This is a genomic window from Rheinheimera mesophila (genome assembly GCF_000986865.1).
Taxonomy (GTDB): Bacteria; Pseudomonadota; Gammaproteobacteria; order Enterobacterales; family Alteromonadaceae; genus Pararheinheimera; species Pararheinheimera mesophila.
Genome location: NZ_LAVS01000097.1, coordinates 22,385 through 30,418 on the forward strand (window position 1 = coordinate 22,385; position 8,034 = coordinate 30,418).

General features: G+C 47.3%; 8 protein-coding genes. 7 read left to right on the forward strand and 1 reads right to left on the reverse strand.

Translation table 11 applies throughout. From position 1 onward, the window contains the following. The first annotated feature begins 152 nt into the window (after positions 1 to 152). The 7 genes from SD53_RS17515 to SD53_RS17545 all read left to right on the forward strand — a co-directional run bounded on the left by SD53_RS17515 (position 153) and on the right by SD53_RS17545 (position 5,922). Positions 153 to 908, forward strand: a complete 756-nt coding sequence (locus SD53_RS17515; protein WP_046521495.1) for a ZIP family metal transporter — start codon at positions 153 to 155, stop codon at positions 906 to 908. A 137-nt stretch (positions 909 to 1,045) separates the two neighbouring features. After that, positions 1,046 to 1,825: a DeoR/GlpR family DNA-binding transcription regulator gene (locus SD53_RS17520; RefSeq protein WP_046521496.1), complete on the forward strand. Its 780-nt coding sequence runs from the start codon at positions 1,046 to 1,048 to the stop codon at positions 1,823 to 1,825. Positions 1,826 to 1,831: 6 nt separating this feature from the next. Further along, entirely contained in the window at positions 1,832 to 3,661 is a 1,830-nt protein-coding gene (gene glmS / locus SD53_RS17525; protein ID WP_046521497.1) for a glutamine--fructose-6-phosphate transaminase (isomerizing), read from the forward strand. Between the two features lie 259 nt (positions 3,662 to 3,920). Beyond that, positions 3,921 to 4,343, forward strand: a complete 423-nt coding sequence (locus tag SD53_RS17530) for a YeeE/YedE family protein (protein ID WP_244927298.1) — start codon at positions 3,921 to 3,923, stop codon at positions 4,341 to 4,343. 10 nt (positions 4,344 to 4,353) lie between these two features. Then, positions 4,354 to 4,785 (forward strand): DUF6691 family protein, encoded by a 432-nt coding sequence (locus SD53_RS17535; protein ID WP_046521499.1) that lies wholly within the window; start codon positions 4,354 to 4,356, stop codon positions 4,783 to 4,785. Positions 4,786 to 4,977: 192 nt separating this feature from the next. Then, entirely contained in the window at positions 4,978 to 5,364 is a 387-nt protein-coding gene (locus SD53_RS17540; RefSeq protein WP_046521500.1) for a PadR family transcriptional regulator, read from the forward strand. 3 nt (positions 5,365 to 5,367) lie between these two features. After that, positions 5,368 to 5,922, forward strand: coding sequence for an HAAS signaling domain-containing protein (locus tag SD53_RS17545; protein WP_046521501.1), 555 nt, complete (start codon positions 5,368 to 5,370; stop codon positions 5,920 to 5,922). A 24-nt stretch (positions 5,923 to 5,946) separates the two neighbouring features. Here SD53_RS17545 and SD53_RS17550 read toward each other — a convergent pair. After that, positions 5,947 to 8,034: putative bifunctional diguanylate cyclase/phosphodiesterase (locus SD53_RS17550; RefSeq protein WP_046521504.1), on the reverse strand; the 2,088-nt coding region annotated here is incomplete at its 5' end.

Sequence of the window (8,034 nt, forward strand, 5' to 3'; positions counted from 1 at the left end):
AAACGTTATAATGTCACAGGTTTTCAGTGCGACTTGTGTCGGTGAAATCTGTACCCAAGACAGTTGAATTTGCAGTCAACAAAGCTGCAGCTTCACGTGTGACGTGATAATCATCTTTACCCGCTGTTATTTCCCATAGGACAGGATTTTTTATGTTGACTCTGTTTATCCTGCTAGCTGCCTGTTTGGTCATGCTGGTATCTCTGTCCGGGGCTATCTTATTTTTACTGCCACAAAAAAAACTACAACGATTTTTACCGCTGATTCTAAGCCTGGCGGTCGGTGTATTGCTGGCCAATGCCTTTTTACATTTATTGCCGGATGCACTAAAGCATCAAGAGTCACATCGTCAGCTTTTTGGTTGGGTACTGGCGGGTTTATTGGGTTTTTATTTTCTGGAACGTGCGCTGCAACATGGCCATCCACAACTGCCGGATCAGGCGATAAGTACTGCCAGCTATGGCAAAGTAAATCTGGTGGCTGATGGCATTCATAATTTTATTGACGGTGTACTGATAGCAGGTAGTTTTTTAGTCGACCCTTTATTGGGGGTGACGACCACGGTCGCCATTCTGATCCATGAAATTCCGCAGGAAATTGCCGATGTGGCAGTGCTTTTAAACGCCGGCTTCAGTCGCAAAAAAGCCTTGTTGTATAACCTGTTATCGGCTGGTGCTTGTGTTTTAGGTGCAGTAGCCACCTTAACCATCAGTCACTGGTTAACACCGAATCTGAATATCTTATTGGCTATCACAGCCGGTGCCTTTATTTATCTGGCCAGCGCCGACTTAATGCCGCTGCTGCGCAAAAATGTCGAACAACCGCTGTGGTTACATGGATTGATGATGGGCCTGGGTGTTTTGCTGATGATTGTTTTGATAGGGCCAGAAGCTGCACATCAACATTAATTAGCCGTCGTACTTGAAGCTGCAGCTTTGTTGACTGCGCGCACTCTATCCACAAAAGCTGAATTTAACTTTCACTCTTGCACTTATCTTTCGTTTCTGTAAAATATCTTTCGAAACGAAACTTAAATGACTGGCAGATGAACAAACGAAACACCCAACAACGCCGCCGCGCTATTCTGGACCTGTTGAATCTGCAGGGAGAAGTGAGCGTGGAGCAGTTGGCCCATCACTTTGAAACTTCTGAAGTGACTATTCGTAAAGACTTAGCTGCACTGGAAGACAATGGTTTGTTATTGCGCCGCTATGGTGGCGCAGTGCAAGTGCCGCATGAACTCATTCAGGAAGCTGCAGTCGAAAAAGTTTCAGAACGAAAGCAAATTCTGGCCAAAGCTGCTGCAGAGCTGATTCGTGATCACAACCGCATTATTCTCGATAGCGGCAGCACCACAGCGGCCTTATTACCTGAATTGTCACATAAACAAGGTTTAGTGGTGATGACCAATTCCTTGTCTATTGCCAATGCGTTGCGTGAACTGGAAAACGAGCCTACGCTGCTGATGACAGGGGGCAGTTGGGACCCTCAGTCTGAAGCTTTTCAGGGTCAGCTGGCGGAACAGGTGTTACGTGCATACGATTTTGATCAGCTATTTATTGGTGCCGACGGCATTGATCTGCAGCGTGGTACTACTACTTTTAATGAGCTGACCAGCTTAAGCCGGGTGATGGCCGAAGTGGCGCGTGAAGTGGTGGTGATGGTGGAATCCGACAAAATAGGCCGGAAAATCCACAACTTAGAATTGCCCTGGTCGTCGATCAAAATACTGGTAACAGACGACAAGTTACCCGCCAGCGCAAAACAACAAATAGAACAACAAGGCGTAAAGGTAATTTGCGCCCCCCTTGGATCAGTGGAGTAAGACTTTATGTGTGGAATAGTAGGTGCGGTAGCACAACGTGACGTGGTAGACATTCTGGTCGAAGGCTTACGCCGTCTGGAATACCGTGGTTATGACTCAGCCGGTGTAGCCATTATCAGCCCAACAGGCGAATTACAACGTATCCGCCGTTTAGGTAAAGTAAAAGAACTGTCTGACGCAGTAAAATTAACCCCAGTTGTGGGCGGCACTGGTATTGCGCACACCCGCTGGGCGACCCACGGCGAACCTTCAGAGCGTAACGCTCACCCCCATGTATCCGGCCATATTTCTGTAGTACACAACGGCATTATCGAAAACCACGGCCCGCTGCGTGAAATGTTAAAAGCCAAAGGTTATGTGTTTAATTCAGACACTGACACTGAAGTGATAGCGCACTTAGTGGCTGACGAAATAAAAACCGCTGGTTCTTTGTTAGCGGCTGTGCAAAAGGCTGTTAAACAATTTAACGGCGCATACGGCACTGTACTGATGGACCAAAACGACCCAAGCCATTTGGTAGTGGCCCGTTCAGGCAGCCCATTGGTGATCGGCTTTGGTATTGGCGAAAACTTCATCGCTTCAGATCAGCTCGCTCTGTTACCTGTGACCCGTCGTTTTATGTTTTTAGAAGAAGGCGACGTGGCCGAAATTACCCGCACCAGCGTGACTGTGTATGACAAAAACGGCAAACAAGTCGAGCGCACTATTACTGAATCGACCGCCAGCTACGATGCAGGTGACAAAGGTCAGTACCGTCACTTTATGCTGAAAGAAATCTACGAACAGCCACATGCTATCAGCAACACTTTAGAAGGTCGTTTAGGCTCAGATTCTGTGCTGGACGAAACCTTTGGTAACGGCGCTGCTGAACTGTTCAAAAAAGTACGTCATGTGCAAATCGTTGCCTGCGGTACCTCGTACCACTCAGGTATGGTGGCCCGTTACTGGCTGGAATCTTTAGCTGGTATTTCCTGTAACGTCGAAATTGCGTCTGAATTCCGTTACCGCAAATCCTTTGTCCAGCCGGGTAGCTTGCTGGTCAGCATTTCCCAGTCCGGTGAAACTGCAGATACTTTAGCGGCCTTACGTTTAGCCAAAGAAGCAGGCTATATCGGCAGCTTAACGATTTGTAACGTCGCAGGTTCTTCACTGGTGCGTGAATCCGATCTGGCCTTTATGACCCGTGCTGGTGCTGAAATTGGTGTGGCTTCCACTAAGGCTTTCACCACTCAGTTAGTGGGTTTGTCTATGCTGACGCTGGCCATTGGTAAATACAATGGTTTAACAGCAGTGCAGCAACAGGACATGGTACAGGCCTTAAAAACTCTGCCGGCCAAACTGGAAGAAACCTTAACCCTGGCACCAAAAATCGAAGCTTTGGCCACAGAATTCGCTGACAAGCATCATTCGTTGTTCTTAGGCCGTGGCGATCAGTATCCTATCGCTATGGAAGGCGCGCTGAAGCTGAAAGAAATTTCTTACATTCACGCTGAAGCTTATGCCGCAGGCGAGCTGAAACACGGCCCATTAGCGCTGATTGACGCCGATATGCCAATTATTGTGGTCGCGCCAAACAACGAACTGCTGGAAAAACTGCAGTCCAACGTGGAAGAAGTGCGTGCCCGTGGCGGTATCCTGTACGTATTCGCCGACGTGGATGCTCACTTTAAATCAGACGCGACGCAGCGAGTGATCAGCGTGCCACACGTACATCCGCTGATTGCACCAATCATCTACACCATCCCGCTGCAGTTATTAAGCTACTACGTCGCCATTATCAAAGGCACAGACGTAGACCAGCCACGTAACCTGGCCAAGTCGGTAACCGTGGAATAAGTTGCTTTAAGTTTTTGATTTAAAACAAAAAAGTCGGATTCTCCGACTTTTTTTATGCCTAAAATTTGGTTATGCTTAGCTCATTACTTTGTGTTAATCATTTAAAGCTTCTGTAGTTGCAGGTGTTTTGGTAGCCAGACTTAGGTGTTTTTTAGTGTTTACTAATATTCTTTTTGTGTATATGCTTATATTAATAAGTGATTAATCTGTGTGTTTAATGCACAGCTACTTTCCCTGGCGCTACCTTGAGGTATTGATGATGGACTGGATAAATTTTACGCCACTACAGTCACTACTCGGCGGACTGTTGATTGGTCTTGCGACTGCCTTTTTATGGTTACTAAATGGCCGTATTGCCGGGATCAGTGGTATTACAGCCGGAACTTTTATCTCGTTCGGCCCTGAACGGCTGTGGCGGCTGGCTTTTGTTCTGGGGCTGATTTTGTCTTCCTGGGTTTGGCTGCTGTTCGTCCCTTTGCCCGAAGTTCAGGTGACGGGCAATTACTGGCTATTAGCTATTGCAGGGCTATTAGTTGGCTTTGGCGCTCGTTTAGGTTCGGGTTGTACCAGTGGGCACGGTATCTGTGGTTTATCCCGTCTGTCAGGACGTTCTTTGGTCGCTACTGTTACTTTTATGACAGTTGCAGTGGTTACAGTTTTTGTTATGCGGCATGTCGTCTGAGGAAAAATCTATGCGACAACACTGGTTTTTATCCGCGAGCGCTTTTGTCTGCGGTTTATTATTTGGTTTAGGTCTTTTGCTTGCTGGCATGGCAAATCCAGCCAAAGTGCTGGGGTTTTTAGATATAGCAGGGCTTTGGGACCCATCGCTGGCTTTGGTGATGGTGGGTGGCATAGTGGTGGCTTTTATCGCTTTTACCCTCAGCAAAAAAATGCCGCATAGTTTATTACAGGCGAAGTTCAATTGGCCTGAGGCTACAGCTGTGACCTCGCCTTTACTGATCGGTAGCACACTGTTTGGTTTAGGCTGGGGCTTAGTCGGGTTATGCCCTGGTCCTGCTTTGGTGTTGGCTGGCTCAGGAGCTTTGGAAGGACTGATGTTTGTCGTTTTTATGTTGATTGGTTTTCGGTTGGCGGATCTTGTGCAGGCCAGACTGAGTTAGACAACCACTTTTAGCTAATCCCTCTGTCGCAACACTGCGAAAGCACTAAAGCCGCATTACTGCGGCTTTAGTTTTAGTTATTTCTACCATTTCAGCAAACAGTGCTTAAAAATTCCGCTTGCTAATCCGGAACGTGATATGCTATACATATTACTATGTAATGCAAAGTATAATTCATCGCATGGTTACTTTATGACAACAGCAGAGAAAGAAGAAAAAACTCAGGAAAAGTGGGAAGTGCAGTTGCGTAAAGGCACGCTGGAGCTGGTGATTTTGGCGGCGCTGCAACATCGTACTTTGTATGGGCTGGAGCTTTTGAAGCTGCTGCAAAGTTTTAAAAGTGCCGCCATTACCGAGGGCACTTTGTATCCGCTGTTAGACCGGCTGAAACGTGAAGGTATTGTGGATGCACAGTGGGTGCAAGAAGGTGATGTCAGGCCGCGCAAATATTACAGCCTGACGGCTACAGGCCATCATAAGCTGGCCGATTTGATCACCTTATGGCGCCAATCCGTGCTTGATGTTGAATTTTTATTGGCCCACCCGGGCCCTGACGCTTTACCTGTTCAAGGAGAATAAAAAATGGAACAACGCGACATTATTCATCAGTACTTAAAAGAGCTAGAGCGTTACCTAGCCAGATTGGAAAAGGCTCAAGCACAGGAAGTGCTGAAGGAAATTGAAAGCCATATTTTTGATGCGCTGGAACAGCAGCAAGGTTCAGGTTTAACGGAGGATGCCAAGGCTATTTTACAAGGCTTCGGTGAACCCCGCGAGCTGGCACTTGCTTACATAGCTCATATCACTACAGGTGCGCCGCCTCCTGTTGGTTTTAAAGCTATTCAAAAGGTAAAACAAGGCGTGACAGTGACTTTGTATTACGCCATGGCTGCTTTTGGTTTCAGTATTGCTTTGGCGCTGTTTTTTATTGCTGGAGCCGAAGTTATTATGCCGGACTCGGTCGGTGCCTGGTCTGCTGGCAATGGTCATAGTCTTGCCATAGGTTTTTTTGCCACGCCTTATCCGGCCGATCAAGAATTATTAGGAGCTTGGTTGGCACCTATCGCAATCTTGTCTGCATTGCTGGTGAGCACTTTAACCAGACGAGTACTCAGAGCGTTAAAACATCAGAGATAACTACTTATTGGTGTATAGAAAAGCCTATACTGTGGCTCTTTGCTGCAAATAGGCTTTAAAATCCTCTTTCGACAACGGCTTACTGAATAAATAGCCCTGACCAACGCTGCAGCCCAGTTGTATCAGCATGTCTTTTTGCGCTTCAATCTCGATGCCCTCGGCGATGAGTTGCAGATGCATAGACTGAGCGAGGGAGATCACTGCTTTAACAATTTCCATATCGCCCCTGTCGATCAGCATTTCCTGCACAAAAGATTTGTCTATTTTCAGCACATCAACCTGAAATTTTTTCAGATAGGACAAGCTCGAATATCCTGTGCCGAAATCGTCGATGGCAATACAAGTACCAGCAGCTTTGAGCTGACTCAGCATGCTTTGGGTTTTACTGACATCCAGCATCAGCGCGCTTTCCGTTACCTCCAGCTCCAAAAGCTGTGCTGGCAGTTGTAGTTCTGTCAGCAGATCCGTGATTTGTTTCACCAGTAACGGATCTGCAAACTGAGCGGCGGCAATATTGACTGATACAGGAACATGATAACCCAGCCGCTGCCAGCCCAGGCACTCCTGGCAGGCTTGCCGTAAGACTTGTCGACCCAGTTCGGTAATTAAGCCGGTTTCCTCTGCCAACGGGATAAACTCTGACGGCGAAACCCACTGCCCCTGATGATCTTGCATCCGGGCTAAAGCTTCAGCGCCAAGCAGCCTACCGGTCTCTAGACAGAGTTTGGGCTGGTAATACACCTGAAGTTGGTTGTTACTCAGTGTGTCGCGTAACAGCAGTTCCAGTTGATGGCGGTGGATAATGTGTTGTTCCAGCTCATCTGAGAAAAAGCTGGTTCTGTTGCGGCCCTCGGATTTGGCTTTAAACATAGCCACATCGGCATGGCGCATAAACATCTCAATGGTTTGAGCATCATCAGGATAAATACTGACGCCTATGCTGACGGCCATTTGGTATTTTTTATCTTCCAGCACAAAAGGCTGTTGAAATTGACTATGCACCTGACTGCTGAACAGGGCTATCTCTTCAATGGACCAAAGTTCTGGCAGCACCACCACAAACTCGTCTCCGCCCAGCCGTGCCAGCGTAATACCCGCGTCACAAATCGACCCCAGGCGCTCTGAGGCTTGTTTGATCAGCAAATCCCCGAGATTATGGCCAATCGAATCGTTGACGTATTTAAAGTGATCCAGGTCGATCAGCAGTAAGGCTGCTTTATGGTGCAACTGCTCTGCTTTTTTGATCGCCTGTTCGATACGGTCATACAGCAAAACACGATTCGGTAGATTAGTTAACGGATCATGGTTTGCTAAATGGCTCATTTTTAACGCCAGCGCCATACTTTCACTGACATCATGAAATACCACTATGCTACCCAGACAATGCCCCTTACTGTCGATAATAGGCGCGGCTGAGTCTTCGACCTGAAACTGCTGGCCTGTGCGCGACACCAGTTGGCAATTCAATGCCATAGCCACGACTCGTTGTTCTTTCAGGGCAAAATAAATCGGGTTCCAGTGTGGTTCCTGGGTGTGGGCATCTCTTAATTGCATCACGTCTTCGATTGGACGAGACAACGCATCCTTGGCCAGCCAGCCCGTCATACGTTCAGCAATGGGGTTCATAAAGCTGATTTTGCCATCCAGATCTGTGGCTATCACCGCATCGCCAATAGAATCTAAAGTGACTCGCAGCCATTCTCTTTCCGCTTCGACTTGTCTGCTGTAACGACTTAAATCCAGCAGATTTTTAATCCGTATCCGGCTTGAGATTGCGTGCAAAGGTTTGCGTAAAAAATCTATACCGCCTTCGGTCAGTGAAGCTATTTCGTGTTCTATGTCGATATGAGTGGTTATAAATACCACGGCTATATCTTTGGTGGCGGGATTGGATTTTAAGCTTCGGCATACCGCCAGACCATCCATACCCGGCATCTCAATGTCCAACACTATTAACTCAGGACGATGCAAAATAGCTAACTCTATGGCCTGAACACCATCTGTAGCGAAATACAGCGTGGCTAAATCCTGCAATAGCTCGCGAAGTAATAACAGAGAGGACGCCTGATCATCCACTAACAAAATTTTTGCTGCTGGCACAGTAGCTTGAGC

What these genes read in the sequence shown, in the direction of transcription:
- SD53_RS17515 (WP_046521495.1), top strand. Translation starts at nt 153, where the DNA reads ATGTTGACTCTGTTTATCCTGCTAGCTGCCTGTTTGGTCATGCTGGTA.
- SD53_RS17520 (WP_046521496.1), top strand. Translation starts at nt 1,046, where the DNA reads ATGAACAAACGAAACACCCAACAACGCCGCCGCGCTATTCTGGACCTG.
- glmS (WP_046521497.1), top strand. Translation starts at nt 1,832, where the DNA reads ATGTGTGGAATAGTAGGTGCGGTAGCACAACGTGACGTGGTAGACATT.
- SD53_RS17530 (WP_244927298.1), top strand. Translation starts at nt 3,921, where the DNA reads ATGGACTGGATAAATTTTACGCCACTACAGTCACTACTCGGCGGACTG.
- SD53_RS17535 (WP_046521499.1), top strand. Translation starts at nt 4,354, where the DNA reads ATGCGACAACACTGGTTTTTATCCGCGAGCGCTTTTGTCTGCGGTTTA.
- SD53_RS17540 (WP_046521500.1), top strand. Translation starts at nt 4,978, where the DNA reads ATGACAACAGCAGAGAAAGAAGAAAAAACTCAGGAAAAGTGGGAAGTG.
- SD53_RS17545 (WP_046521501.1), top strand. Translation starts at nt 5,368, where the DNA reads ATGGAACAACGCGACATTATTCATCAGTACTTAAAAGAGCTAGAGCGT.